This window comes from Streptomyces sp. NPDC005263, from assembly GCF_042872365.1.
Lineage (GTDB): Bacteria > Actinomycetota > Actinomycetes > Streptomycetales > Streptomycetaceae > Streptomyces.
Genome location: NZ_JBIAKJ010000007.1, coordinates 87,949 through 114,094, shown reverse-complemented (window position 1 = coordinate 114,094; position 26,146 = coordinate 87,949). Strand labels below are relative to the sequence as shown.

The window sequence follows — 26,146 nt, the reverse complement described above, 5'->3', positions numbered from 1 at the left end:
CTCGGCCCCGGACAGGCACCCCTGTCCGGGGCCGAGCCGGTCGAGGGCACGGTGTCGAGGGCGCGATGTCGAGCACGCGTCGCCCGCGACGGCGTTTCGCCCCGATTGACCTGGAATTCCCGATGCCGGACGGGTCGCGCGGTTCTACGATGACAAGTGGGCCGGCAGACAGGGAGCCAGGCATGATCCGTTCAGCCGACATCCGCGAGTGGCGCAACCACGACGTGGTCGATCCCAGGGGCCGCAAGATCGGCATGCTCGAAGCGGTCTATGTGGACACGGCGACGGACCAGCCCGCGGTGGCCACGGTCCGCACCGGGCTTCCCACCCGCCAGCGACTGATCTTCGTCCCGCTCGACGAGGCCGTCCTCGGTCCCGACTACGTGCGGGTCTCCTACGCCAAGACGGCGGTGCGCAAGGCCCCTTCGATCGGGACGGACGACGTACTGCCCGCCGGACGGGAGAAATCGATCTTCCAGTACTACGGAATGGCGTATGAGCCGGGCGTCAACGGGGAACGCCGGCTCGCCCGCCGCTGACCCGGGAGGTGTTCGCAATGATGGTGGCCTTCCTGCTGCTCGTCCTCGTGGCCGTCGCCCTGGGCATCATCGGCGCGGCGGCGGACGGTCTGGGGTACCTGCTGGCCATCGGCATCGTGGTGTTCATCGCCGCTGTGGTCTTCATCACGGTACGAGGGACACGGCGGGTCCGGCGGCGGCCCGTCCGCTGACGAGGTCGGCGGCACACCGACCCCCGCAGACCCGCACATTTGCTGGTGGGAGCAGGGCCGGGCGCGGCGACCGAACGCGCCCGGCTGCGACGTTGCGGTCCGGGCGGAGCAATATCTGTGGCCATGAAGTGAGAATTCGACGCGACGCGCGATGAGTATTCCCGGACCGGCGACCTGATCCTCTCCGGATCCGAATTACCCGCCCGACGCAGCCGATCACGCCATGCTACTGTCGTTCCCAGTTGCAGTTGTGGTGGCCAGAAGGTTTTTTCCGACGGGCTGATCATCACGGCGACCGGAGTTGGGCATACCGCGAACTCCGAACACCGTACCGAAGGAGATTGACATGGCTACCGGAACCGTGAAGTGGTTCAACGCTGAAAAGGGCTTCGGCTTCATCGAGCAGGACGGCGGCGGCGCCGACGTCTTCGCCCACTACTCGAACATCTCCGCCTCTGGCTTCCGCGAGCTGCTGGAAGGCCAGAAGGTGAGCTTCGACATCGCCCAGGGTCAGAAGGGCCCGACGGCCGAGAACATCGTCGTCGCCTGATTTGGCCACTGACGCCTGATCGCAGCTGGGGCCCGCACCTTGGGGTGCGGGCCCCAGCTCGCTGCATTTCAGAGAACCTCGGAGATGCTCCGCGTATCTCCGTGAATCCCCAGACACATACCGGGGATTCTGCACCCCCCGTATTCATCGCTCTCGGTGTGTGAAACACCAGAGCCCCCGGCTCGTTCTTGCGATTCCCTGCGCCGCTCATTCACCGCGGGAATTCCTTGATACGTGCCATATCAAGGAAGGTTCCGCATGAACCGCGCACGAACGAACGACCGATACGCCCGCAAGCGCACCGGGACGGCGTCGGCCTCCGGGAACTCCGGCTACGGCGGCGGCAACCGCTCCGGCGGCCCCCGCCGCTCCAGGGGCCAGGGAAGCCGGCCGGCCGCCCTCCAGGGCGAGTTCGCCCCGCCGAAGACGATCACCCCGGCGCTGCCCGCCGTCGAGTCGTTCGCCGAACTCGACATGCCGGCCCGGCTGTTGACCGCGCTCGGCCACGAGGGTGTGAGCACGCCGTTCCCGATCCAGGCGGCGACCCTGCCGAACTCCCTCGCCGGACGTGACGTGCTCGGCCGTGGCCGCACCGGTTCGGGCAAGACCCTCGCCTTCGGCCTCGCGATGCTCGCCCGCACGGCGGGCCGACGGGCCGAGCCGCGACAGCCGCTCGCCCTGGTCCTGGTCCCCACCCGCGAGCTGGCCCAGCAGGTCACCGACGCGCTCACCCCGTACGCCCGCGCCGTGAGCCTGCGGCTGGCCACGGTGGTCGGCGGGATGTCGATCGGCAGGCAGGCCGGGGCGCTGCGGGGCGGTGCCGAGGTCGTCGTGGCGACGCCGGGGCGGCTGAAGGACCTCATCGACCGCGGCGACTGCCGACTGGACGACGTCGCCATCACGGTTCTCGACGAGGCCGACCAGATGGCCGACATGGGCTTCATGCCCCAGGTCACCGCGCTGCTCGACCAGGTGCGCGAGGGCGGCCAGCGGATGCTGTTCTCGGCCACCCTCGACCGGAACGTGGACCTGCTGGTCCGCCGCTACCTGACCGACCCGGTGGTGCACTCCGTCGACCCGTCCAAGGGCGCGGTCACCACGATGGAGCACCACGTGCTCCATGTGCACGGCACGGACAAGCAGCGGACCACCACCGAGATCGCCGCGCGCGACGGCCGGGTGATCATGTTCCTGGACACCAAGCACGCGGTGGACAAGCTGACCAAGCACCTCCTGAACAACGGTGTCCGCGCCGCGGGCCTGCACGGGGGCAAGTCCCAGCCGCAGCGCACCCGGACCCTGGCGCAGTTCAAGGACGGGCATGTGAGCGTGCTGGTGGCGACCAATGTCGCGGCCCGCGGCATCCACGTCGACAACCTCGACCTGGTCGTCAACGTGGACCCGCCCACCGACCCCAAGGACTACCTGCACCGCGGCGGCCGCACCGCCCGGGCCGGCGAGTCCGGCACCGTCGTCACCCTGGTGACCCCGGAGCAGCGCCGCGACATGAGCCGCCTGATGGTGTCCGCGGGTGTCACCCCGCTGATCACCCAGGTCCGTTCGGGTGAGGAGGAGCTGACCCGCATCACGGGCGCCCAGGCCCCGTCCGGCGTCCCGGTCGTGATCTCGGTGCCCGCGCAGGCGACGGAGCGCCCGCGCCGCGGCAACCGCTCCTCGTCCCGGGGCCGCCGACGCGCTCCGGGCAGCGGCTCCACGGGCACGGGCGAGGGCAGCCGTCGTAACGGCTCCACCGGCGAGGGCGGCCGTCGTGGCGGCGCCACCGGCGAGAGCGGGCGCCGCGGCGGCTCGACCGGCGAGGGTGGACGCCGAGGCGGTTCGACCGGCGACGCCCCTCGTCGTGGCACGGCGCCGCGGGCACGGTCCAGCTTCGGCTCGGCCGCCTGAGTGCCGGTACCCCACCGGTCCCGCTTCCTCCCCAGTCCGCTCTTCCGCCCTCTGTGAGGCATCATGCGCTGCGTCATCGCCCGGTACCCGTTCGACCTCACCAAGGACGGCGTTCTGGAATCGATGAAGGGTGTCGACCCCGAACTCGTCGTCGGTGAGTCCGTGACCATCGGACGGCGCCGTTACCCCGTCAAGCAGGTGGGGCAGATCATCACCCGGCAGGACCGCCGCGACTTCACCAGCGGCGAGGTCGTCCGGGCGATGACCAAGCTCGGCTTCACCTGCCACCAGGAGCCCGCGGCCACGCCGGCCCCCGAGCCCTCGCTCAGCCCCCTCCAGGCGGCGTCGGCGATGCTCGGCGGCACGTCCGCCGACGAGAACGGTGGCCAGGCCGGGTAGCACCCGCACAGCACCACAGCCACGAGGGCCCTGCCGACGCGCGTCGGCAGGGCCCTCGTTCTCGTTCACGTCCCGCCAGCCCGGTCACCGGCGCGGCCGCCGCTCAGGTCACTGGTCGGAATAGCTGAAGTCGCCCACGGTCCAGGCGCTGACATCCTCGATCGCGACCCGGTACATGCCGCCCGTCTCGGGGATGCCGGTGGTGCCCTGAAGGATCCGGGCGAGATGGAAGTGCAGATGGGTGGGCACTTCGCCGGGGTCGGGCCGGGGCTGCGTCCGGTCGGTGGTGAAGACGTCGGAGAACGGACCAAGACGGTCCGAGTCCTTGAGGACCTCCGACACTCGCTCCCTCCACAAGGATTCGGGAGCCAGTCGTCCGGTGATGACGGCACCTGCGACGACGACGGTCAGCGACATCTGGTTGCTCTGCTCCCGCTCCACCATGACGGCAAGGGCGGCGAGCAGTTCGTCGGGGTTCGACATGAGAGCCGATTCTATGCCGGACCGCTCCCTTGGACCCCGTACTCGATCAGAAGGCGAAGATTCCTTCCGCCCTGGTGAGCTGAAATCTACGTTGGTCACCATAGACATTACTGATTTGCATGGGTATGGTTTCTGCGTTCAGTTTTCTCGGGGCCCTGGTGCCGTACGGCGTCAGGGCCCCTTCCACGCGTTGCTCAACGAGGTGACATGCCAGCGGATACTCCGCTCAGCGATCGTCTGGACGACGACGACTACCCCGCATACACGATGGGCCGGGCCGCCGAGATGCTCGGTACCACACCCGGATTCCTCCGGGCCATCGGAGAGGCCCGTCTGATCACTCCGCTTCGTTCGGAGGGCGGACACCGCCGCTACTCCCGCTACCAACTCCGGATCGCCGCGCGCGCCCGTGAACTGGTCGACAACGGAACCCCGATCGAGGCAGCCTGCCGCATCGTCATTCTCGAGGACCAGCTGGAGGAAGCCCAGCGCATCAACACCGAGTACCGGCGGGCCGCCCGCGACGGTGCCAGCACCGGCACCGGCTGACCCGACGGGCCGGCGGGGCCGGCGGACGCCCGCGCGCATCGCGCTCAGGCCCGCGCCCGGGCCGCCTTCACGAACGCCGTGATCAGAGCGGGATCCTTCACCCCGCGGGTCTGCTCCACGCCGCTGGACACGTCGACACCCCACGGACGTGTGGTGTCGACGGCGTCCCGGACGTTGTCCGGGCTGAGGCCGCCGGCCAGCAGCCACTTCTCCCCGGGGGCGGCCGACGGCTTGCCGGACCAGTCCCAGGCGAGGCCGGAGCCCGGGACGGGAGCGTCGAGGAGGAGCATGTCCTCGCCCATCTCCCCGCAGCGCGGCACGGGGTCGCCGAACGCGGTCGCACGGATCAGGGTCCAGCCGCCCGCCGCGAGGTCGTCGTAGTAGCCGCGGTCCTCAGGTCCGTGCAGCTGGACGGCGCGGATGCCCGCCTCGGTGGCCAGCGACCGCACCTCGGCCAGGGGCTCGGCGCGGAAGACACCGACCGTCAGCACGTGCTCCGGTACCCGCTTGCACAGCCGTGCGGCCGTGGCGGCGTCGACGCGGCGCGGGCTGTCCGAGAAGACGAACCCGATGGCGTCGGCGCCCGCCTCCACCGCCGTGTCGACGTCCCGCTCGGTCCGCAGGCCACAGATCTTGACGAACAGGGAATCGCTCACGTGCTGCTCCATCGCGTTCGGCGTACGTCGTCGGACCGGGGCAACGCTACTGGGGCCCGTCCGACAAACCGGCCGGCCGGCCCACCGGGACGGCGGCGACCGGCCCTCGCGGGGGCTACTCGAGGCCGATCGCCGCGCAGTCCGACGCGTACTTCGGGGTGCAGATGTCCTTGACGGTGTAGACGCCGTCCTGGATCACCGTGTCCTTGATGTTGTCCTTGGTGAGCGCCACGACCTTCACCAGCTGCGACGGGATGTTCTTCTGGGTGGGGCTGTCGACCGAGTCGGGGGTCAGCGCGTCGAACTCGATGGAACGGCCCTGGACCTTGGACACCGCCATCTCCGCGGCGTTGTCCGCCTCCAGCAGGAACGACTTGTACACGGTCATGAACTGCTCGCCGGCCACGATCCGCTGCACCGCGTCCAGATTCGCGTCCTGGCCGGTCACCGGCGGGATCTTGGTCGCGCCGGCCTCCTTCAGCGCGTCGATGACGGCGCCCGCCATGCCGTCGTTGGCCGAGTAGACGGCGGCGATGTTGCTGAGTCCGATGGACTGGATGGCCTGCTTCATGTTGGCCTTGGCGACCTCGGGCAGCCACTCCCTGGTGTCGTACTGCTTGGCTATGATCACGTGGCCCTCGAGCTCGCTGAGCGCGCCCTTCTTGAAGCGGGCCGTGTTGGGGTCGGCGACCGACCCGTTCATCATGACGATCTTGCTGGTCGCGGCCTTGTCACCGAGGGCACCGACGATCGCGCGGCCCTGCACCTCACCGACGAGCTCGTTGTCGTGCGAGACGTACGCGTCGATCGGGCCCTGCGCGAGCCTGTCGTACGCGATGACCGGTATCTGCGCGTCCTTGGCCTTCTGGATGGCCGGCGCGATGGCCTTCGCGTCCACGGCGTCGACCAGGATCACGTCCACCTTGTCGGCGACCATCGTGGCCATCTGCCCGCTCTGCTTGGACTGGCTCGCCTCGGCGTTGGCGTAGAGAACCTTGCCCTTGTTGTTGGTCAGCTCGGCGACCCGCTTCTTGATGAGGGGGTAGTCGAACTTCTCGAAGCGTGCCGTCTCCTTGTCGGGCAGGAGGAGCCCCACCGTGATGTCGTTGCCCTTCTTCGGGACCGCGGAGCTGCTGCTCCCGCCGACACCGTCGACCACACCGCACGAGGCGAGAGCGAAGGCCGAGGTGGCGGCGGTGACGGCGGTGACGATCCGACGGACCGCGGGACTACGTGGGGGGGAAGCGTTCACAACGGGTGCCTTCCGGAGGCGAGAGAGCAGCCTGTCGACCAGGGTGGCTGAAAGCCAACGCGGTTGCGGTGCACACCGTCAAGGGCTGCGGTTAACGAGATCGCAACAGCAACTACTGACGAGTTGCACAACGAGGCCTGCGTGTGGGGGGCCGGTGTCCGAACTCCGGTGAGCGTACTGCGGTGGATCATCCGGTCGCCGGGAAAGCGTCAGACCTGTCCGCGTCGCCCACCGCGTCGCCGGGGCCCCGGAGTTGACGGGCCGGCCGGTCCCCGGGCCGCTGTCCGCGGTCCTGGCCCCGCTATCCCCGCGCCGCGTGCAGCGCGGTCCGCAACTCCGCCCTGCTCCGGATGCCGAGCTTGCGGTACGTGCTGGTCAGATGGGTTTCCACGGTGCGCCGGGCGATGTGCAGGACGTCCGCTATCTCGGTGTTGGTACGGCCGTCGGCGGCGAGTTCCGCGATACGGCTCTCGCTGCCGGTGAGCGACCTGGAGCCGGTGAACGCGGCGGCGGAGCGGCGGGCACCGCCCGCTCGCAGGGCCTCCTCGACGCGGGTCCGCAGCCGTGGCGCGCCGAGCCGTTCGGCACGCTCGGCCGCCTCACGCAGACAGTCCCGGCCCCGCACCCGATCCCCGACGGCGGTCAACAACCGTCCCTGCGCGAGCAACGCCTCGACCAGTTCGTGCCCGCCGGGTGCGGGGCGCAGCACGGCGACGGCCTCCTCGGCCGGCTCCAGGCCGCGTCGGCCGCCGGTCGCCAGCCCCAGCACCCGCAGCGCACGGCCCAGCGTGCGCGGGGTGTCCCACACCCTCGCCAGCCGCAGTTCCTCCTCGGCGAGCTCCAGCGCCTCCCCGGGCCGGCCCATCGCGAGCCGGCACTCCGCGGCGGCCGTCCGCCACGGCGTGACCACGGGACTGACCACGGCCCGGGCCTCCTGGCGCCGACCGCACTCCAGGAAGTCGTGCAGGGCGCCCGTGACGTCACCCTCGGCGAGACGCAGCACGCCGCGCGCGTACAGGAAGCGGTTCATCTCCCAGGAGTCCGGCGCCCGACCGGGATCGAAGCGGTCCGCGAGCCGCCGTGCGGCGTCGGTGCGCCCGGTTTCCACGAGCGCGATGACGGCGTGCGCGTCGGCGTTGGCCGGGCTCGTACGGTGCTTCGGCACGGTCCGCTCGCCGTGCTCGGCGAGGACCCGGCCGTAGTCCCCGCGGGCGGCTGCGATGTCGGTGCGTACGTCAAGGAGGGCCCGCTCCATCGGGTGCAGCAGCGGGGTGTGCCGCACCGCCAGGCCGCGCTCCACCAGGCGTTCGGCGTGGTCGAGTTCGTCGGCCCACTGGGCGACGGCGGCGGCCGTGCCCAGCAGGAAGGGCTCGGCCAGTGCTTCGGCGGGCTGCGCCAGCAGCGTTCCCAGCCGGGCCATCGCCTCCTCGGCCGACACGGCACCGGCGGTGGCCGCGTACCGCACGAGCAGGGCCTGGCCCGCGGGACCGGCCGCCTCCGGGGACCGTTCGACGATGTCGCCCAGCCAGCGGTAGGCCTCCTGACGGATGGTGTGGTCGTGGTCGGACAGCAGCGCGGACGCCGTCCGCACGGTGTGCGCCAGGTCGGGGTGGCCGGTCAGCCGGTCCTCCAGGGTCCGCAGCACGTCCACGGCCGCCCGCACCTCGCCCCGGCGGGCCAGCGCGGTGCCGAGGGCGATCGCCGTGCGCACCCGGTCGTCGGGGCGGGCCGGCAACTGGAGCGCCTCGGCCAGGCGGGGGATGCCGGGGGCGTCGGTGGCGGCGTACTCCAGGGACCCCAGCTCGGTCAGCAGCCGCTGCCTGAGGTCGTCGTCCAGCGGCTCCTCCAGGGCCCGGCGCAGATAGTCGACGGCGTCTCGGGGCCGCGACTCCAGCAGGGCCGCCCGCGCCGCGTCCCGCAGCACACGCGACACCCATGGGGGGCGGACGGCCCCGGGGGGTGTTTGCGGAGTCGGGTTGTGCGCCGGGAGGGCGGGGGGTGCGGGGTCGGGTGGGGCCGTGTGAAGGGCGGGCCGTGCGGCGTCCGGCGGGCCCGCACGGAGGGCGGGCGCTGCGGGGCAGGCCGGGCTTCGCGGACACCCTCTGGTCCGCAGTAACGGCCTGGCCACCGCCTCGGCCGGGTCACCGCGCCGTACCATCGCCTCCGCCGCCGCCAGGTACACCTCCTGTCGCCGCCCGACCGGCCACCCGGCCAGCACCGCGTCCCGCAGCAACGGATGCGGGTAACGCGGGCGCCCGCCCGCATCGGCCCGCAGCACCCCGAACCGCAGCATCGCGGTGAGCCACCCGGCGACCCGAACGGGGTCGGCTCCCACGGCCTCGGCGAGGAGATCCACGGAGTCGGGCGCGGGCGCCGACGGTTCGCGCGCAGGTAACGACGGTTCGGGCGCGGTCCCTGTCGATCCCGACGCCGGGCCGACCGGGGGAGCCTCGGCTCCGGGTGCGTTGCCCGCCGCTCCACGTAACGGGCGCGCGGGGACACCGGACACGTCCCTCGCCGTCCCGTCAGCGGCGTAGGCCGGACGACACCCCACATCCCCGCGCGCCGAAGCGCCCGTCGCCTCGTCGCCCCCGTCCGGAGGCCACGTCGGTTCGAGGGCGGCGAGGGCTCGGGCGACCTCGGATGTCGCCGGGCCCGCGCTGTCCAGCCACCACTGGACGGCTGCCGGGTACGCGCCCGGGTAAAGGGCGGCGCCGGTGTCCGGCAGGGTCGGTGGGAGGGCCGTGGGCGGCAGGGCGCCCAGGTCGTCGAGCAGGGCCCGCAGCAGCAGCGGGCTGCCCGCGGTCGCGGACCAGCAGTCCGCCGCCCATCGCGCCGAGGCCGAGGGGAAGGTGGCGCGGACGAGTTCCGCCACCGCGGTGGGGGTGAGCGGGGCGAGGGTGTGCGAGCGGACGAGGGAGGGGGACAGCGCGTGGGCGAGTCCGGCCGCCGGCGGGTCGACGTCGTACTGGCTGCGCTCGGTGGCGACGAGCAGCACCGGTAATCGGTCGACGCGGCGGGCCGCGTCGACGAGCCAGCGTCGGGAGGCGTCGTCGGCGAGATGAACGTCGTCGACGGCGACCAGCAGCGGGGCCTCGTCCGCGTACGAACGCAGCAGCCGCCACAGCCGGGCCGCGCTGTCGCGTTCGTCGCCGCCCGCCGTCACCTCCGCGAACCGCGGTACCGAGCCCAGCAGATGGAGCACCGCGGCGAAGGGCACGTCGGAGTCCTCGGGGGAGCAGCGCCCCCGCAGCACGCGCATCCCGCGTGCGGCAGCGGCCGCCGAGGCGGCCTCCAGGACGGCCGTGCGGCCGGTGCCGGTGGCACCGCGCAGCAGGACGAGGCGGCCGTTCCCGGCGCGGGCACGCTCCGCCTCGGCTGCCAACAGCGCCTGCGCGGCCTCGCGTTCGTGCAGCGGTCCGGTCATCCCGGCCTCCCCTGATGGATGCGTCGCCCTCGGTGAGCAGGACGCGGGTGCACCGTGCCCGGTGCTGTGATCTGCGCCACGGACGGGGCCCGTCGCAGGCGTACCAGTGGGTCGGTGGGCGGGTTCCCTCCCCGTGCTGTGGCGAGGCTCACGGCGCCGCCCGGAGCGACCGCTCCGAACCGACCATCGCGCCCCTCACCCCAACTGACCTGCAACGTTGCCCGCACAGAGCGCCCCTGGCGGCGATCGCGCCGCTGGTCTCGTGGTCCGCCTCGTGGTGCTCCACGATTGCGCACGCCACAGGGGCCCCAGAAGTGTGGAGCACACCCACCCGTCACCGGTCCATACCGGACGGCGGGCCCGCGAACTTGGGGGAAACGGTTGCTCAGCTCACCCCGGACCACACACAGCGGCGCCACGGCCACCGGCGCCGCCGGACCCGGGCGCCGCACACCCGTGGCGGTGACGGCCTCCGACCCGCTGTCCCGTGAGGGCGCCGTCAGTCAGCTGCGCCGGCACCCGGAGATCGAACTCCGCGAGGAGACCGGCCCCGACACCGTGGCGCTGCTGATCGAGGACACCCTCGACGAGGCGGCGCTCACCCGGCTGCGCCGGACCGTGCGCAGCGAGGGCGCCCGTGCCGTGCTCGTCGTGGGCACGATCCGCGAGAACGAACTGCTGGACGTCATCGAGTGCGGCGTCGGAGCCATCGTCTGGCGCCGCGAGGCCACCCCGTACCGGCTGGTCCAGGCGGTCCTCGCCGCCGCCCGCGGGGACGGCGACCTGCCCTCCGACCTGCTCGGCAGGCTGATCAGCCAGGTGGGGACCCTGCACCGGGGCGCGGCGGGCAGACCCGGCACGCCGTCCCTGGGCCTCACGTCCCGCGAGGTGGACGTCCTGCGACTGGTCGCCGAGGGTCTCGACACCGGAGAGATCGCCAGCAAGCTGTCCTACTCCGAACGCACCGTCAAGAACGTCATGCACGGGCTCACCACCCGACTGCATCTGCGTAACCGGGCGCACGCCGTGGCCTATGCCCTGCGCGAGGGCTACCTCTGACCGGACGGGCAGATTCCGTCGCCCCCGCGGGCAGTACGGGTGCCCGGCCGCCGACCCCGGCGTGCCTGCGGCCGGCACAGCGCACGGGGGACGATCGGTGACGGACGGCACGGAGCGCGTCCGACAGCACCGCAGGGCAGGAGCGAGACAGTGATCCACGAGGTGGACGAGGTCCTCAAGAGCCTGCTCGGCGGCGGTGCGCTCACGGGTTCCGGCATCGAGGTGTCCTTCGAGGCCCCGACCCGGGACTGGGCGGCCCGGCGCAACGCGCCCGTCGTCAACGCCTACCTGTACGACATCCGGGAGGACGTGGCCCGGCGCCAGCGCGGTCAGATGGCCGTGCGCGACGAACGGGACGTGGTGGTACGGCGACGCCAACCGCCGCGCTGGTTCCGGCTGTCGTATCTGGTGACCGCCTGGACCAAGACACCGCAGGACGAACACCGGCTGCTGTCGGCGGTGCTGGCCACGATGCTGCCGCGCGAGCTGCTGGCCGCCGACGAACTCCCCGGGTCCCTGGGCGCGTTGGGCCTCGCGGTGCCGGTGACGGTGGCGGGCAGCCAGACCGAGTCCCGGTCGCTCGCCGAGATCTGGTCCGCCCTGGGCGGCGAACTCAAGCCCTCCCTGGACCTGGTGGTGACCGCGCCGTTCCCGGCGTACCCCGAGTACGACGCCGGACCGCCGGTCACCGAGGGCGCGGCGGTACGGGTGCGGGGCCTGGACGGGGACCCGCCCGAGTCCGCCGAACGCGCCCACCGCCCCCACCAGGTGGCCGCGGCCAAAGCCGCCCGCGCCGAGGCCGCCGCGCGTCGGACCGACCCGCGATGACCGCTCCGTACGCCGACATCCCGGGCGGGACTGGGGGAGCCGACGGTGCCATCGACCCCGCCCACCCGCTGCTGGTACGCCTCGCCGGGCTGCGGGAGCGGGTCGGTGCGCTGGTGGAGCGGCGGTCCGTCGACGACCCCACCGCCGGTGATCCGCTGCGCGGCCTGTACCTCTCCGAGGAGGCCGTACGGCATCTGCTGCACACCACCCCGGCCACCCCCGACGGCTCCTCCGGGGACGCGGCGTTCGCGCTCGGCCCCGGTGACCGTCTGGCCGCGCTGGCCGCCCGGACGGATCTGACCGAGCTGGACACCGCCATCCTGCTGGTCGCCCTGGCCCCGGACCTGGACCGCACCTTCGAACCGCTCTACGGCTACCTCAACGACGACGTCAGCCGCCGCCGAGCCACCACCGCACTCGCCCTCGACCTGTGCGCGACACCCGTGCACCTGGCGTCGGCCCGTGCCCGCTTCCACCCGTCGGCGCCCCTGCGGGCGCTCGGTCTGCTGGACGTGGAGGAGCCCGAACGCCCCTTCCTGTCCCGGTCGTTGGGCGTCCCCGACCGGCTGATCGCCCATCTGCTCGGCGACGACACCCCGGACCCCGCGCTGCACGCCCATCTGAGCCCGATGGCCGAACCCCCGCCCGCCGACGACGACCTCGTGCACCGGCTGGCCGCCCGCCTACGCTCCGGTCCGCTCACCGCCTACCTCCGTGAACACCGCGAGGGCGACGGACTCGCCGCGATCGGCGGCGCCCTGCGTGCCGCCGGTCTGGACGCCCTGCACTTCTCGGGCCCCGAGGACCGCGTCCCCGACCTGCTGCGCGAGGCCCGGCTCGGCGGCGGCGCCGTCGTACTGTCGGGCCTGCCGGACAAACCGGGCCCGCTGCTGCGGGCGTTGACGGCGGCGACCGACGTCACCGTGCTGCTGACCGACCCGCACCCCTACGACCCGCAGTGGAGCGTGCGCGACCCGCTGGTGCTGGAGGCTCCCCGGCGCGGGGCCGGCGGTACGGCAGCCTGGTCGGCGGCGCTCGGGCCGGAGGAGCCGGGGTTCGACCTGGCCGCCACCGTCGCCCCGTACCGCCTCGGCGGCGACCGGGTGGCCCGGGCCGCGCGGTCCGCCCGCGCCCTCGCCGCCTTCGAGGGCAGCCCGCTCACCGCGGCCCACGTCCGGCTGGCCGCCCGCCAGCAGTCGGCGTCCGGTCTTGAGCGGCACGCCCGGCGGATCCGGCCCGAGGTCGGCTGGGAGGACCTGGTGCTGCCCGACCGGCCCCTGACCCAGCTGCGTGAACTGGCCCTGCGCGCCCGCCACCGCGACCGTGTCCTCGGCGACTGGCGGCTGAGCGCGGGCGGCGGCCGGGGCCGGGGCGTGCTCGGGTTGTTCGCGGGCGAGTCCGGCACCGGCAAGACCCTGTCCGCCGAGGTCGTCGCCGCCGAACTCGGGCTCGACCTCTACGTGGTGCAGCTGTCCTCCGTCGTCGACAAGTACGTCGGCGAGACCGAGAAGAACCTGGAGCGCATCTTCACCGAGGCCGACCGCACCGACGCCGTGCTCCTCTTCGACGAGGCCGACGCCGTCTTCGGCAAGCGGTCGGAGGTGAAGGACGCGCACGACAAGTACGCCAACATGGAGAGCGCCTACCTGCTGCAGCGCCTGGAGTCCTTCGACGGCATCGCGCTGCTCACCACCAACCTGCGCGCCAACATCGACGAGGCGTTCACCCGCCGTCTGGACCTGGTGGTCGACTTCCCGTTCCCGGACCCCGAGCAGCGCCTGGCCCTGTGGCGGCACGGCCTCTCCCACGTCCCGTGCATCGCCGGCATCGACCCGGCGCCGCTGGCCAAGGACTTCGAACTGGCCGGCGGCTCGATCCGCAGCGCGGTCGTCACCGCCGCCTATCTCGCCGCCGGCCGGGACGAACCGGTCGGCGCGGACGACCTGCTGGAGGGGGCCCGCCGCGAGTACCGCAAGGCGGGCCGGCTGGTGCCCGGAGAGGCCAACTGGTAGCCGCGGTACCCGACTCGGGGGCGCGGGGCGGCCGGGTACCCATCGGTGCTCCGCACGCCCCCGCACCGATCACCGATCACCGATCACCGATCAGATCGTGAACTTGACGGCTTCGAGCCAGCGGTCGTTCTCCAGGGCCCCACCGAAGATGTACTTGGGGCGCTGTTCCGCGCACCCCTGCGGGCCCCAGTCGAAGCCGTGGACACGGGCGGTCTGGCAGACCTGGCCGCTGCCGATGTTGATGGCGAAGCCCAGCATGGCCGGCGCGTCCTTCTTGCTGCTGCCGATGTAGTTGTTCTTGCCGTCGGCGACGATGGCCGTCCAGGACGGCGACCACTGCCCCTTGCCGTCGGTCGAGTCGGGCTTGTGGAGGAAGGCGTTGGCCGCCGAGCCGCCGGCGCCGTACACCGCGATGTTGAGGGCCTTGATCGGCTTGTTCTGGCCCGTCGTGCCGGAGAACGTGCCGTCGCACACCGGCTTCTGCCAGCCGTCGCCGGTCACGAAGGCGCGGTAGCAGATGTGCCGGCCGGTCGGGTCGTCCTTGGCCAGGCGGTTCACGGCGGTGGCGGCGGTGTCCTGCGGGGGCCGCGCGGTCACGGTGGCCTTGCCTCCGCCGCCTCCGCCTCCGCCCCCGCCGCCCTCCGCGCCGGCCGCCGCGCCCTGCGTGTTCTCCACCACCGGGGCGGGGGGCGTCACGGTGGGCTGCGGCGGCGGGGTCGGTGTCGCGGTGGGGCTCGGCGGCGCGAGGGTGCTGCCTACCTCCTCGGACTTCGCCTCCGCCAGGCTGACCACCCGTGGCTTGTACGAGATCCAGATCATCACGAACGCGATCGCCAGGGCGAGCGTGATGCTCAGCGCGGTCGCCAGCCAGCGCGGCAGGAACCCCCGCTGCACGAAGGTGCCGTCCACCTCCGTCGGCTGGACGCCCGACCGGCGCACCGCGAGCCGGTAGGGCTGCTCCTCCTTCGATCCGAACCAGATGATCTGCCGGGGCCGCAGCGTGGTGTTCACGAACGCGGCCCGGCCGGGCTCGATCTGCACATTGGCCGGCTGGATCTCGTACGACAGCCGGTCCCCGGTGTCGCTGCCGCTGAGCGAGGCGGTGACCTTGGTGTTGCCCAGGTTGTCGATGGCGAGCCGCGGCCGTCCCCGGAACCGCCCCTTCACCGTGTGCGGCACCAGCTCGGCCCGCACCTCGCTGAACGGCGTGATGGTGAGGTTGCCCTCCGGGACGGTCACCGCGTCCGGATGCTCGGTCGGCGTGATCCGCACCGCGAACGGATTCGGTCCCGCCGTCGCGTCCGGGGTGCGGGGCGGCGCGAACGTCAGCTCCACCGTGCCCGTCGTGCCCGGATAGAGCCGCAGCGTGGGCGGCTCCACCGTCGTCCACGGCGCCACCGCCCCCACCGGCTCGAAGCGGTACTCGTCGACGACGTCACCGGTGTTTCTCAGCCGCAGGCGTACGCGCGTGCTGCTGCCGGGGTCGACGGTGGCGGAGGCGGGTTCGAGAGAGGTCCACAGGCTCACGCGAGGACGCTACGGCCGGTCCCCGGCCCGGGGCAGCGGACCGAGGGGCAGAGGTGGGCGCGGAAAGTCACCCACGCGCTGCCCGGAAGTCCCTTTCCCGGGGCCGCCGTGCCGGCGGCGACGGACACCCGGACACCCGGACACCCGGACACCCGCCGCACGGTCGCGGTCCGTCGCCCCGGCCGCCGGTCAACCGGACCCGGGGATCCCCAGTTCGGGCGCCGCCCCCTGGGCCAGCCGTCGGCCGTTCGCGGCGGACTGGACCTCGAAGGGGTCGTCGGCGGAGGAGACCTTCGCGCCCGCGCCGTTGTCGGTGCCGGGCACGGGGCCCAGGCTCTGCTGCCGGACGTGGTCGATCTCGTGGTAGATCGTCTCGTCGTCCAGCTGCGGGGACGCGGAGACGATGTGCGCGCCGGTGGTGTAGGCGAGAGCGCCGAGCTCCGTCGCCGAGCGCTGCGCGACCGGGCCGCTGTGCACCCGAACATGGCCCAGGTTCATGCCGTAGGCCTGCTCCGCCGTCGCCCGGATACGCGCGTCCAGCGGCCGCCAGGGGGACGCGACGGCGTCCTCCACCGACGGACTCCGCTGCACGCTCGGCTCCTCGGCGGCCGACTGCGGGTCCGTGGACTGCTGGACGGCGGGCGACCGCGGGGCGGTGGACTGCTGGACGGCGGGCGACTGCGGCGCGGTGGACTGATGGACGGCGGGCGACTGCGCGTGTCCGCATCCGGGGGCGTGCTCGTGCCGCTCCTGTTCGATGGCGCGGGCCACGGCCGCGTTCCCGGCCAGGCGCTGCAGGGCCAGCAACCGATGCGCGGGCCCGCTCGGCGCGCTCGCCCGGCGGGCCTGGTCCTGGCCACCGGTCTGCTGGGCCCGTGTTCCGTGTGCGCGCACGACGCTCCCTTCGACACCGGACGACTGGCCGTCCACCTCTACCGGACCGGGCCGGAGGGTCGAAACGTCCTCCGGGGCAACATCGCGGGCAGCGGGCCCACCCCGACGGACCGAAGGCCGCGCAGAAGTGCCCTTGAGGGCAGGAGGGTTGCCCCCGATCCGGCACCCGAGGCCGTTTCGGCCGACGCGCTTCGCGCGTGAGGTGAGAGGCGACCTGACTCGTACCCCGAGGAGAGCACAGTTATGCCGTCCTACCTGTCGCCCGGCGTATACGTCGAGGAGGTGGCCAGCGGCTCCCGCCCGATCGAGGGGGTGGGCACCTCGGTGGCGGCCTTCGTCGGGCTCGCCCCGACCGGCCCTCTGAACGAGCCGACCCTGGTGACCAACTGGACGCAGTACGTGGCGGCCTTCGGTGACTTCACCGACGGGTACTACCTCGCCCACTCCGTCTACGGCTTCTTCAACAACGGCGGTTCCGCGGCGTACGTCGTCCGGGTGGGCGGTTCCTCGGCGGGCGCCTCCGGCGACTCGGCCGCGCCGGCCGCGGTGTCCGGTTCGGCCGCCCCGGCCGCGCTGCCCGCCGGTGAGCCCAGGCAGCTCGGCACGTTCGCCGTGACCGCCAACGCGACGGGCCAGAACGGCAACCCGCTGAGCGTGGAGGTCGCCGACCCGGAGGGCGAGGGTCCCGCCGAGCGGTTCAAGCTGATCGTCAAGGACGGCGACAGGCCGGTCGAGACGTTCGACGTGACGGCCAAGAAGGGCAACCGCAACTACGTCGTCACGCAGGTCAAGGAGCGCTCCAAGCTCATCACCGTGGCGGAGGCCGCGCCGGCCGCGCAGCTGGCCCGCCCGGACAACCAGACGATCGCGCTGGCCGCGCCGCCCGCCGTCCCGGCCGGTGTCGAGGAGCCGCCCGCGCAGTCCGTGGGCCCGGCGCAGTACCTCGGCGACAGCGCCGACCGCACCGGCTTCGGCGGCCTGGAGGCGGTCGACGAGATCTCCATGGTCGCGGTGCCCGACCTGATGGCCGCCTACCAGCGCGGCGCGATCGACCTGGAGGCCGTCAAGGCCGTGCAGCTCGGCCTGATCGCGCACTGCGAGCTGATGGGCGACCGGGTCGCCATCATCGACCCGCCGCCGAGCATGAACGCCCGTCAGATCCGGGTCTGGCGCCAGGAGACGGCCGGCTACGACTCCAAGTACGCGGCCCTGTACTACCCCTGGATCAAGTCCTTCGACCCGGCCACCGGCCAGGCCCGACTGGTCCCGCCGAGCGGCCACGTGGCCGGTGTGTGGGCCCGCAACGACTCCGAGCGCGGCGTGCACAAGGCCCCGGCGAACGAGGTCGTCCGCGGCGCCGTCGACCTGGAGATCCAGATCACCCGGGGCGAGCAGGACCTGCTCAACCCGATCGGCGTCAACTGCATCCGCGCCTTCCCCGGCCGCGGCATCCGGATCTGGGGTGCCCGCACCCTGTCGTCCGACCCGGCCTGGCGCTACCTGAACGTCCGCCGGTACTTCAACTACCTGGAGGAGTCGATCCTGATCGGCACCCAGTGGGTGGTGTTCGAGCCGAACGACCACGCCCTGTGGGCCCGGATCCGGCGCAACGTCTCGGCGTTCCTGGTCAACGAGTGGCGTGCGGGCGCCCTGTTCGGCGCCAAGCCCGAGGACGCCTTCTACGTCAAGTGCGACGAGGAGTCCAACCCGCCGGAGTCGGTCGACGTCGGCCGGGTGGTGTGCGAGATCGGCATCGCGCCGGTCAAGCCCGCCGAGTTCGTGATCTTCCGGCTGGCCCAGTTCTCCAGCGGCAACGGGGAGCTGGAGGAGTAGCCGCGCCTCCGCTCCCGCACATCGAGTCAACTCCCCTAGAAGGACGAACAGATGAGTCTCCAGCCGGGTGACGCCCTCACTTCGCACAATTTCGGGCTGCAGATCGACGGCGTGATGGTCGAGTACCTCGCCGAGGTCAGCGGCCTCAGCCTGGAACAGGACGTCATCGAGTACCAGCAGGTCTCCGCGCAGGGCAAGCCCGTCACCAAGAAGCTGCCGGGCGTGAAGAAGGCCGGTACCTGCACGGTCGTACGCGGTATGACGCAGTCCGCGGCGTTCAACACCTGGATCACCGAGTCGATCAACGGTGTGATGGGCAGCGCCCGCAAGAACGCCACGATCATGGTGATGGACTACCAGAACAACCCGGTCAAGCGGTACAACATGCGCAACGCCTGGTGCAGCAAGATCGACACCAGCACGGTGAAGGCCGGTGAGGCCTCGGCGCTGACCGAGACCGTGACGATCACGTTCGAAGAACTGGTCATCGAGTAATGCGGCGTACCGCTGTACGGGCGGCGGCGGGCGGGGAGCAGGTCGCTCCGGCGCCCGCCGCCGTGCCCGCCCCGGCGCCCGTTTCCGCTCCCGCGCCGACGGCACCGGCGTACCGCCTGCAGACGGAGTTCCCCTTCGAGCTGCCCCGCGGCTACGTCGACGAGGCGGGCACGGTCCACCGGGACGGTGTGATGCGGCTGGCGACGGCACGGGACGAACTCGTGCCGTTGCGGGACATCCGCGTCCAGGAGAACCCCGCGTACCTGTCGGTGGTGCTGCTGGGCCGGGTCATCGCCCGCCTGGGCACGCTGCCGATGGTGCACGACGGGATCGTGGAGAACATGTTCGCCTCCGACCTGGCGTTCCTCCAGGACTTCTACCGCCAGATCAACGCCGAGGGCCACACCCGCGCCTCGGTGGAGTGCCCGCACTGCGCGGAGCCCTTCGAGGTGGAACTCGGCGGGAGCCGCCTGGGGGAATCGTGACGTACGCGACCGACCGGCTGCACGAGGAGATCGCGTACGTCGCCTTCCACTTCCACTGGAGCCAGGACGAGATCCTGGACCTGGAACACCACGACCGGCGCCGCTACGCCGACCGCATCGCGTCCCTGGTGACGCGGGGCGGGGCGGAGGGCTGAGCCATGGGGCTTCTGGACCGATTCCGGGGCCGGGGGGCGAGCGCCCGTCCGGGGGCCAGTCCGGTCGCCGGCCCGCAGGCGGCCGCCGGCACGGAGAGCGCTGGGCGGGGCGAGACCGAGGGCGGTTACGCGCCGACTGGTCCCACGCCAGCCGACGCGGTGCGACCGCGCCCGGCCGCCTGGCCCTCCCTGCCGCCCATCCAACGGTCGGCCCGGGGCACGTCGGGGGTGGCCGACACCGACTTCGGCAACCGCCTGGCCACCTGGCGCAACCCCTCCTTCGGCGACCCGCGCCCGCATGTCGTCCTGAACACGGCACCGGACGGGCTGACGGTCAACCGACTGTCCGCACCGGCGCGCCCCGCGGAACGGGCGGGGGCCGCGGGTACGGGGGCAAGAGGTTCGGTTGGCTCTGCGGGGGCCGGGGGCTCTGCCGGTTCTACGAGTGCTGTGGATTCTGCGGGTTTTACGGGTGCTGCGATCCCTGCGGGCTTTTGGGGCGCTGTGGGGTCTGTCGGTTCCGCGGGCGCTGCGGGCTCTGCTGGTTCCGCGGGCGCTGCGGGCTCTGCCCGTACCGCCGACGCTGCGGGTTCTGCCGGTTGGGTCGGCCCCTCGAGTCCTGCGAGGTCGGTGGAACAGCCCGTCCCCGTCCAGCCGGTGACCGCACCGCCGCCACCGGCCGACCCGGCTCCTCCCGTACAGAGACGGGGTATCCGCGTACTCCCGACACCCCCGGCACCGCCCCGCCCCACCACGCCACCGGCCTCGCTGACCAGGTCGACCACGCCTCCGGTACAGCGGCGCACGCTGCCCGCCCGGATACCGGGCACGCCCGCGCCTTCCGGGGCCGCCGCGGGCGGGAGCTCAGAAGCGGGCGGCGGCGGGGAGACCGGTGGCGGCGGGACGGCCACCGGCAAGGAGCCCGCTCGGGGCAGCGTCCCACTGCCGGATGCCGGTGGCCTGCCCGCGTCGGACGGTCCGGTCCGGGAGTACGACACGGGGGCAGCGGCCATCCAACGGACACCGTCTGTGCGGCCCGGCCCGACCGGTGATGCGTCCGACGCGTCGGCTGCCGTGCAGCGATCGGTGAACGCCGGGGAGACCTCCACGGCTGCGCCCACCGCACCCAAGTCGGCTTCTTCGGCGGCCGGTTCGGTCCCGAGCGTCCAGCGGAGCGCCTCGTCCACCGCGTCCACCGCGTCGCCGCGTCGCGCGGGCTTGGGTGCGCCGGCCCCACGGGGGGACGTGCCGGGGTCCTACGGGGCCAGCGAGGCGCTGTTTCACGTGAAACAACGCCCCTCGCCTCCACCGACCGGTCAACCGACGGTCCCGCAGACCTCACCGTCCACCGAGCGGGAGGCCACCGGGGCCACCGGACCGAGCACGCCGTACACCCCTCAAGGCACACCTCCGGCCTCGCCCACCGCCCCGCGGACCCGGCCCTCCATCCAGCGGTCCACCCCATCGAATCCCCAGCCCGTCACCGCCACCGGGCCGGTGTCACAAGGGACTTCACCTACTTCACCGACGGCGCAGGAGGCCACGCCCGCCTCCCCGGACACCCCCACCGACACGCAGTTACCCGCCCCCGCCTCGCACGGCACACCTACGACCACGCCGTCCGCCCATCCATCCACACCCCCGGCCCCGCAGACCTCCCGCTCCACCGGGCCCGCACTACGAGGAACCACGCCCGCCCCTCCGGGCACGCCCTCCGCCCAGCGATCCACCGCGCCCGCCCCGCACCGGACTTCGCCAGCGCCCCAAGGCTCGTCCACCACCCCGCCGCGCCCCCCGACCGCCTCGCAGGTCACCTCGAGGACCGCACCGACCGCGCCCTCCGCCCAGCAGTCGCCCGCGCCTGCCCCGCACCGGGCGGCACCCCCGCCGCAGACGGCCGCGCCCGCCTCCCCAGGCACGCCGACCACCCCGCCGGAGGCCCCGGTCACCCTCGGGGGCACGCACACCGCGCAGCGATCCACCGCGCCTGCCCCGCCCGGGACTTCGCCCACGTCGCCCGCACCGACGGCAGCGACCGCACCCTCCGCCCAGCGATCCACCGCGCCTGCCCCGCCCGGGACTTCACCCAGCCCGCCCCGTCCCGCAGCCGCCCCCCAGGGCGCCCCGTCCACCTCGCCGAGTCCCTCTGCCGCCGCACCCGGCACGCCGCCGACCCCACAGGCCACGCCCTCCGTCCAACGGGCCACCTCGTCGGCGCGGCAAGCCTCCCCCTCGTCCGAGCACCCCACCGTGAACGCCCCACAGGGAAGTCGGCCGGTCCCTCAGCCCACCCCCGCCGCCGCTGCCGAGCCGTCAGACTCACCCACACCGCAGAGGACGTCGCACGGCCCGCACGCCACGCCTCCGGTCCCGCAGCCGGCACCGGCCACCCGACAGGCCACCTCGCCTGCCCCGCATGGGACTTCATCCACTCCGCGAACCACACCGCACGTACAACGAGCCACCCCCTCACCCCCGCGGCCCACGCCATCCACCGAGCAGGCCACCGCACCCGCGCCGCAACGGACATCGTCCGCCCGCGTGGGCACCACGACGGGCACGCCCGTTCAAGCCCCGCCGTCCGTCGAGGCCTCGCTCCCGGCCTCCGGGCCCCCGCCCACCGAACCCGGCGCTACGACACAGAGCCCGAAGAGCCCACGGATTCCACGAGAACGACGGGACGCACGGCCACTGCCCCCGGTCCAGCGCACCTCCGCCCTGGGCGCCCCCCTTCCGCACGCCACCCCCGCCCCGCCGCGAACCCGTACCGCACCGGCCGTCCGCCACGCCCCCGCGTCAGCCGCTCGTCCCCCGCTCGGCGCCCCTCTCTCCTCCCGCCCCGTCGACGCGACGCCGCTCGGCAGTACGGGAGCGGTGCCCGCCGTGCAGCGCACCGCCGCCACCCGCCCAGCAGGCGCGCGGAGTTCGGCGCCCGGGGCCCCGTTTCTCCCCACCGCGCTCACGACCCCTCGCGCCGCGACCCCGCTCCCGCCGCGCGCCCAGTCACCATCCGCAGCCGAAGGCCACCCCGTGCCCGCACCCACACCCACCCCCGCGCCCTTCCCCTTCACCACCCCGGCGGCCCCCACCGCCCCCACCACCCCCTCCGCCGCGACCAGCACCACCCCGACACCCATGAAGCCCACCCCGCAGACCCCACCCCGCCCACCAGCAGCAGCACCGACAGCCCCCACCGCACCGACCGCACCGACCGCACCCACCATCCAGCGCCGCCCCACCCCGACGGCCGTACCGCTGCGTCGTACCGCACCCGGTGCCGAACCCCGGCCCGTCGTCCACCCCCAGCACGCGTCGGCGCAGAGCACCGCCCCCTCGGCGAGCCCCCGGCCCGCCGCCGCCCCCGCCACGCAGGCCCCCGCCATCCAGCGCACCCCCGAGAGGGCCCCCGCCGCCCCGAGCCCCACCCTCGCGGCGGCCCCGCCCGCCACCCCGCCGCCCCCGTACTCACCCTCCGGCAGCCCGCCCCCCTACTCCGAGGGAGCGCCTCCGCCGGCCTACAGCCCTGGCCCGACGCCGCCGCCCTCGTACTCGGCGGTCCCCAAGGACGCCTTCGACCCCCGTGCCCTGACCGACTTCCAGCTCGACGAGCTCACGCACCGCCTGACCGGCCGCATCACCCGGCTCCTGCGCACCGAACTACGCCTCGACCGGGAACGCATCGGCAGACTCCGCGACCCCCGCGGCTGACCCGCACCACACCACCCACCACCCACCACCGCCCCCCCTCACCGCAGCGCAGCGCACCACCCCGTAGAACCCGCCCGCCCCCAGAAAGGCCCCCGCGATGTCCCGCGATCTCGACCCGGGCTCCACCATCTTCTTCACCCTGACCATCGACGGCGAGAGCCTCGGTTACTTCAACGGGTGTGAGGGGCTGTCGTCCCAGGTGGAGGTCGAGCACCGGCAGGAGGGCGGCAACAACGGCTTCGTCTGGCAACTCCCCTCCCGTGTCACCTTCTCCACGATCCGGCTGACCCGTCCGCTCACCCCGGACACCACCAAGGTCGCCAAGTGGATCTCCTCGGTCACCACCGGCGTCACCCGCCCCACCGCCCAGATCGCCGCGCTGCGCGCGGACGGTTCGGAGGTGGCCCGGTGGGGCCTGATCGACGTGCTGCCGGTCAGCTGGAAGGGACCGTCCCTGGATCCGGCCAGTCCGGGGGTCGCGACCGAGGTCCTGGAGATCGCCCACCACGGGTTCACGGACTGACGGGAGCAACGACCATGGCCAAGGGAAACAAGGGCGGTGCGGGCAAGAGCCTGGTCCGCGCCACCCTCGCGATCCACGAACCGCCGGTGGGGACGAGCACCAAGCCGGGCGGACTGATCAAGTCGTTCGCGTTCGACTTCAACCCGTCGCAGCTGTCACTGTCGCGCCGCTCCCAGTGGAAGGCGACGCCGACACCGGCCGTACGGGACGGCGCCACACCGGAGTTCATGGGGCCCGAGCCGCGCGAGATGACCGTCGAGATCTTCCTGGACTCCTCCGCCGAGCCGAGCAGCAACAGCGTGCTCAAGAAGGTGGAGTCGCTGCTGGAGTGCTGCGAGGTGACCACCAAGAGCATCGCGGCCAAGCAGCCTTCCCCGCCCTGGGTGGTCTTCCAGTGGGGCTCCTTCTCCACGGCCCGGTTCACCGCCTACGTCAGCAGCGTCGAGGCCACGTACTCCCTGTTCGGGACGACCGGGGTGCCGATCCGCGCCACCTGTCAGGTGAACCTGCACGAGATCCCCAGCAAGACCAAGGGGCAGAACCCGACGTCCGGCGCGCTGACCGCCCAGCGGGTGCACCGGGTGGTGGCCGGCGACTCCCTCCAGTCCCTCGCGTGGCGCGAGTACGGCGAGGCGTCCGCCTGGCGGTCGATCGCCGAGGCCAACGGCATCGACGACCCGAGCAGGCTGCCCACCGGCATCGAACTCGTCCTGCCCGCCGCCGAGGAGGTGCGTTTCTGATGGTGCAGTCCGCCTACTCCAGCGTCATCCAGGTCACCCTCGGCGGCCGTCCGCTGCCCCCGGACTTCGCGCCGCTGCTGGTGGACGGCTGGGTCGACCAGGGACTCGGAGTGCCGGCCGCGTTCCGGCTCACCTTCCGCGACCCCTACCGGCTGGTCCTCGGCAAACTCGGCGTGAAGTTCGGCACGCCGGTGGTGATCACCCCCATCGCCGACGGCAAGGGCGGATCCGACCCGCTGCTGACGGGTGAGGTGAGCGGCCTGGAGGCCGACTACGACGGCACCGGCTCCTTCACCGTCATCCGCGGCTACGACCACGGGCACCGGCTGATGCGGCAGCGCCGGGTGGCCGCCTACCGCAACCAGAGCGCCTCCGACATCGCCCGGAAACTGGCCGCCCAGGACGGCGTCCCGATCGGGCGGATCCAGTCGACGAAGACGGTGTACGAGTTCATCAGCCAGGCCAACGTGACCGACTGGGACTTCCTGGCCCGCCTCGCCGACGAGAACGAGATGGTCATGTCGGTCGACTCGCAGGGGAAGTTCCAGTTCGTGAAGCCGGACCCGGCGTCCGGCGCCCCGGCGGTCAGCACGCCCGGCGACAAGAGCCCGTTCGTCCTGGAGGCCGGCACCGACATCCTGCGGCTGCGGGCCTCGGTGACCGCCGCCGAGCAGGTCAACACCGTCGAGACCCGCGGCTGGGACGTGACGACGAAGAAGAAGCTCACCGCGACCGCGCCCGCCACCTCCAACCCGGGCATCAGCATCGGCACCACGCCCGGTGAAGCGGCGGCCAAGTTCAAACCGGCCAAGCTCGTCGACCCGCAGACGCCGTACGACCGGCAGTCGGAGGTGAAGTTCGCCGCCGAGGCGCTCGCCGACGACGTCACCGGCTCGTTCGCCGAGCTGGAGGTCATCGCGCGCGGCACACCCAAGCTGCGGCCCGGCCTGCCGGTCACCCTCGCCGACGTCGGCCCGCCCTTCGAGGGCAAGTACACGGCGACCTCCGTACGGCACGTGTTCGGCGACGGCAAGCACTACGAGGCCTGGGTCACCGTCAGCGGACGGCAGTGGCGTTCGCTGTACGGGCTGTCCTCCGGTGGCGGCGGCACCGGCAACGGCCTGCGGCTGCCCGGCACCGCCAACGCCCTGGTCACCGACGTCCGGGACCCCCTCAGGCAGGGGCGCGTCAAGCTCCAGTTCCCCTGGCTCGACGACGCCTACGTCAGCGACTGGACGCGTGTCGTGCAGTGGGGCGGCAAACGCGGCGGCTCGATCTTCCCCCTCGACGTCGGCGACGAGGTGCTGGTCGGCTTCGACCGGGGCGCCCTGGACCACCCGTACGTCATCGGCGGCCTCTACAACGGCAAGGACAAGCCGACCCCCGTCAAGGACGTGCCCCTGCACGACGGCGCCCGGCAGCGCGCCTCCCGGCACACCCTGTCCGACCGCGAGGGCAACCGCCTGGACCTGCTCAGCCAGCGGACCGGCGGCAAGAAGGGCGTACGGCTGACCAGCGGCGACGACAAACTCGTCATCAACCTGGACCGGGCGCAGACCGAGATCACCGTCGACAGCAAGGGCTCGGTCAGCATCAAAGGCAGCCGCTCGGTGTCCATCGAGGCCGGCACCGACCTCTCGCTGAGCGCACGGCGGAACCTGACCATCAAGAGCGGCGGAATGCTCACCATGCAGGGCCGCGGCATCGTCAACCTCAAGTCGCTCGGCGGCGCGGTGACGGTGGACGCGATGGGCGCCCTCAACCTCAAGGCGGTGGGCGCCACGATGATCAGCTCGGGCGGCACCCTCCAGGTCAACTCCATCGCGAACGTCGGCATTCGCGCCGCCACGCTGCTGCTGCAGGGCGTGGTGCTGGTCAACAACAAGCCGTATCCGCTGCCGTGACGGCGAAGCGGTCGGACGAGAGATGTCGTGAC

23 protein-coding genes are annotated in these 26,146 nt (G+C 72.8%); 17 read left to right on the top strand and 6 right to left on the bottom strand.

Annotated elements, in window-relative coordinates:
* Window positions 1-182 precede the first annotated feature (182 nt).
* From ACFYRY_RS29180 to ACFYRY_RS29160, 5 genes are all read left to right on the top strand, one after another.
* Window positions 183-539, top strand: a complete 357-nt coding sequence (locus tag ACFYRY_RS29180; RefSeq protein ID WP_389151937.1) for a PRC-barrel domain-containing protein — start codon at window positions 183-185, stop codon at window positions 537-539.
* A 17-nt stretch (window positions 540-556) separates the two neighbouring features.
* Entirely contained in the window at window positions 557-730 is a 174-nt protein-coding gene (locus ACFYRY_RS29175; protein ID WP_389153017.1) for a hypothetical protein, read from the top strand.
* Window positions 731-1,076: 346 nt separating this feature from the next.
* Window positions 1,077-1,280, top strand: a complete 204-nt coding sequence (locus ACFYRY_RS29170; protein ID WP_356773866.1) for a cold-shock protein — start codon at window positions 1,077-1,079, stop codon at window positions 1,278-1,280.
* A gap of 258 nt (window positions 1,281-1,538) precedes the next feature.
* Complete coding sequence (locus ACFYRY_RS29165; RefSeq protein ID WP_389151934.1) at window positions 1,539-3,185, top strand: DEAD/DEAH box helicase; 1,647 nt, start codon at window positions 1,539-1,541, stop codon at window positions 3,183-3,185.
* A 63-nt stretch (window positions 3,186-3,248) separates the two neighbouring features.
* Window positions 3,249-3,584, top strand: coding sequence for an SCO5918 family protein (locus ACFYRY_RS29160; RefSeq protein ID WP_389151931.1), 336 nt, complete (start codon window positions 3,249-3,251; stop codon window positions 3,582-3,584).
* A 108-nt stretch (window positions 3,585-3,692) separates the two neighbouring features.
* Here the strand turns inward: ACFYRY_RS29160 and ACFYRY_RS29155 are convergent, their stop codons facing one another.
* Window positions 3,693-4,067 (bottom strand): hypothetical protein, encoded by a 375-nt coding sequence (locus ACFYRY_RS29155; RefSeq protein ID WP_389151929.1) that lies wholly within the window; start codon window positions 4,065-4,067, stop codon window positions 3,693-3,695.
* A gap of 207 nt (window positions 4,068-4,274) precedes the next feature.
* On the opposite strand from ACFYRY_RS29155, the gene ACFYRY_RS29150 reads away from it, so the two are divergent.
* Entirely contained in the window at window positions 4,275-4,616 is a 342-nt protein-coding gene (locus ACFYRY_RS29150; RefSeq protein ID WP_389151926.1) for a MerR family transcriptional regulator, read from the top strand.
* Between the two features lie 44 nt (window positions 4,617-4,660).
* Here ACFYRY_RS29150 and ACFYRY_RS29145 read toward each other — a convergent pair whose 3' ends face one another.
* From ACFYRY_RS29145 to ACFYRY_RS29135, 3 genes are all read right to left on the bottom strand, one after another.
* The gene (locus ACFYRY_RS29145) at window positions 4,661-5,272 is read right to left on the bottom strand and encodes a phosphoribosylanthranilate isomerase (RefSeq protein WP_389151923.1); all 612 of its coding nucleotides are present in this window, start codon (window positions 5,270-5,272) and stop codon (window positions 4,661-4,663) included.
* Between the two features lie 115 nt (window positions 5,273-5,387).
* Window positions 5,388-6,524 (bottom strand): sugar ABC transporter substrate-binding protein, encoded by a 1,137-nt coding sequence (locus tag ACFYRY_RS29140; protein ID WP_389151920.1) that lies wholly within the window; start codon window positions 6,522-6,524, stop codon window positions 5,388-5,390.
* Window positions 6,525-6,825: 301 nt separating this feature from the next.
* On the bottom strand, window positions 6,826-9,951 hold the full coding sequence (locus tag ACFYRY_RS29135; RefSeq protein ID WP_389151918.1) for an AAA family ATPase: 3,126 nt from the start codon (window positions 9,949-9,951) through the stop codon (window positions 6,826-6,828).
* A gap of 381 nt (window positions 9,952-10,332) precedes the next feature.
* Between ACFYRY_RS29135 and ACFYRY_RS29130 the strand changes: the two genes are divergently transcribed.
* From ACFYRY_RS29130 to ACFYRY_RS29120, 3 genes are all read left to right on the top strand, one after another.
* The gene (locus tag ACFYRY_RS29130; protein WP_389151915.1) at window positions 10,333-11,010 is read left to right on the top strand and encodes a response regulator transcription factor; all 678 of its coding nucleotides are present in this window, start codon (window positions 10,333-10,335) and stop codon (window positions 11,008-11,010) included.
* 150 nt (window positions 11,011-11,160) lie between these two features.
* On the top strand, window positions 11,161-11,838 hold the full coding sequence (locus ACFYRY_RS29125) for a DUF4255 domain-containing protein (RefSeq protein ID WP_389151912.1): 678 nt from the start codon (window positions 11,161-11,163) through the stop codon (window positions 11,836-11,838).
* Window positions 11,835-13,850, top strand: coding sequence for an ATP-binding protein (locus ACFYRY_RS29120; RefSeq protein WP_389151909.1), 2,016 nt, complete (start codon window positions 11,835-11,837; stop codon window positions 13,848-13,850). The genes ACFYRY_RS29125 and ACFYRY_RS29120 overlap by 4 nt, the downstream gene beginning before the upstream one ends.
* Before the next feature lie 90 nt (window positions 13,851-13,940).
* On the opposite strand, the gene ACFYRY_RS29115 is transcribed toward ACFYRY_RS29120, so the two are convergent.
* Window positions 13,941-15,377, bottom strand: coding sequence for a hydrolase (locus ACFYRY_RS29115; RefSeq protein WP_389151906.1), 1,437 nt, complete (start codon window positions 15,375-15,377; stop codon window positions 13,941-13,943).
* 189 nt (window positions 15,378-15,566) lie between these two features.
* Window positions 15,567-16,271 carry a DUF4157 domain-containing protein gene (locus tag ACFYRY_RS29110; RefSeq protein WP_389151903.1) on the bottom strand — a complete coding sequence of 235 codons (705 nt, stop codon included), beginning with the start codon at window positions 16,269-16,271 and terminating at the stop codon, window positions 15,567-15,569.
* A 243-nt stretch (window positions 16,272-16,514) separates the two neighbouring features.
* Between ACFYRY_RS29110 and ACFYRY_RS29105 the strand changes: the two genes are divergently transcribed.
* The 8 genes from ACFYRY_RS29105 (at window position 16,515) to ACFYRY_RS29070 (ending at window position 26,114) form a co-directional block, all read left to right on the top strand.
* Window positions 16,515-18,104, top strand: coding sequence for a phage tail sheath family protein (locus ACFYRY_RS29105; RefSeq protein ID WP_389151900.1), 1,590 nt, complete (start codon window positions 16,515-16,517; stop codon window positions 18,102-18,104).
* Window positions 18,105-18,155: 51 nt separating this feature from the next.
* On the top strand, window positions 18,156-18,599 hold the full coding sequence (locus ACFYRY_RS29100; RefSeq protein WP_356773890.1) for a phage tail protein: 444 nt from the start codon (window positions 18,156-18,158) through the stop codon (window positions 18,597-18,599).
* Window positions 18,599-19,084 carry a hypothetical protein gene (locus ACFYRY_RS29095; protein WP_389151897.1) on the top strand — a complete coding sequence of 162 codons (486 nt, stop codon included), beginning with the start codon at window positions 18,599-18,601 and terminating at the stop codon, window positions 19,082-19,084. The genes ACFYRY_RS29100 and ACFYRY_RS29095 overlap by 1 nt, the downstream gene beginning before the upstream one ends.
* Window positions 19,081-19,239, top strand: a complete 159-nt coding sequence (locus ACFYRY_RS29090; RefSeq protein ID WP_356773893.1) for a DUF6760 family protein — start codon at window positions 19,081-19,083, stop codon at window positions 19,237-19,239. The genes ACFYRY_RS29095 and ACFYRY_RS29090 overlap by 4 nt, the downstream gene beginning before the upstream one ends.
* Before the next feature lie 3,030 nt (window positions 19,240-22,269).
* Window positions 22,270-22,947 carry an extensin gene (locus ACFYRY_RS29085; RefSeq protein ID WP_389151894.1) on the top strand — a complete coding sequence of 226 codons (678 nt, stop codon included), beginning with the start codon at window positions 22,270-22,272 and terminating at the stop codon, window positions 22,945-22,947.
* A 97-nt stretch (window positions 22,948-23,044) separates the two neighbouring features.
* A complete protein-coding gene (locus tag ACFYRY_RS29080; protein WP_389151892.1) occupies window positions 23,045-23,470 on the top strand; it encodes a phage tail protein in 426 nt (141 codons plus the stop codon).
* A gap of 14 nt (window positions 23,471-23,484) precedes the next feature.
* Window positions 23,485-24,210, top strand: a complete 726-nt coding sequence (locus tag ACFYRY_RS29075) for a peptidase M23 (protein WP_389151889.1) — start codon at window positions 23,485-23,487, stop codon at window positions 24,208-24,210.
* On the top strand, window positions 24,210-26,114 hold the full coding sequence (locus ACFYRY_RS29070) for a VgrG-related protein (protein ID WP_389151887.1): 1,905 nt from the start codon (window positions 24,210-24,212) through the stop codon (window positions 26,112-26,114). The genes ACFYRY_RS29075 and ACFYRY_RS29070 overlap by 1 nt, the downstream gene beginning before the upstream one ends.
* Window positions 26,115-26,146 lie beyond the last annotated feature (32 nt).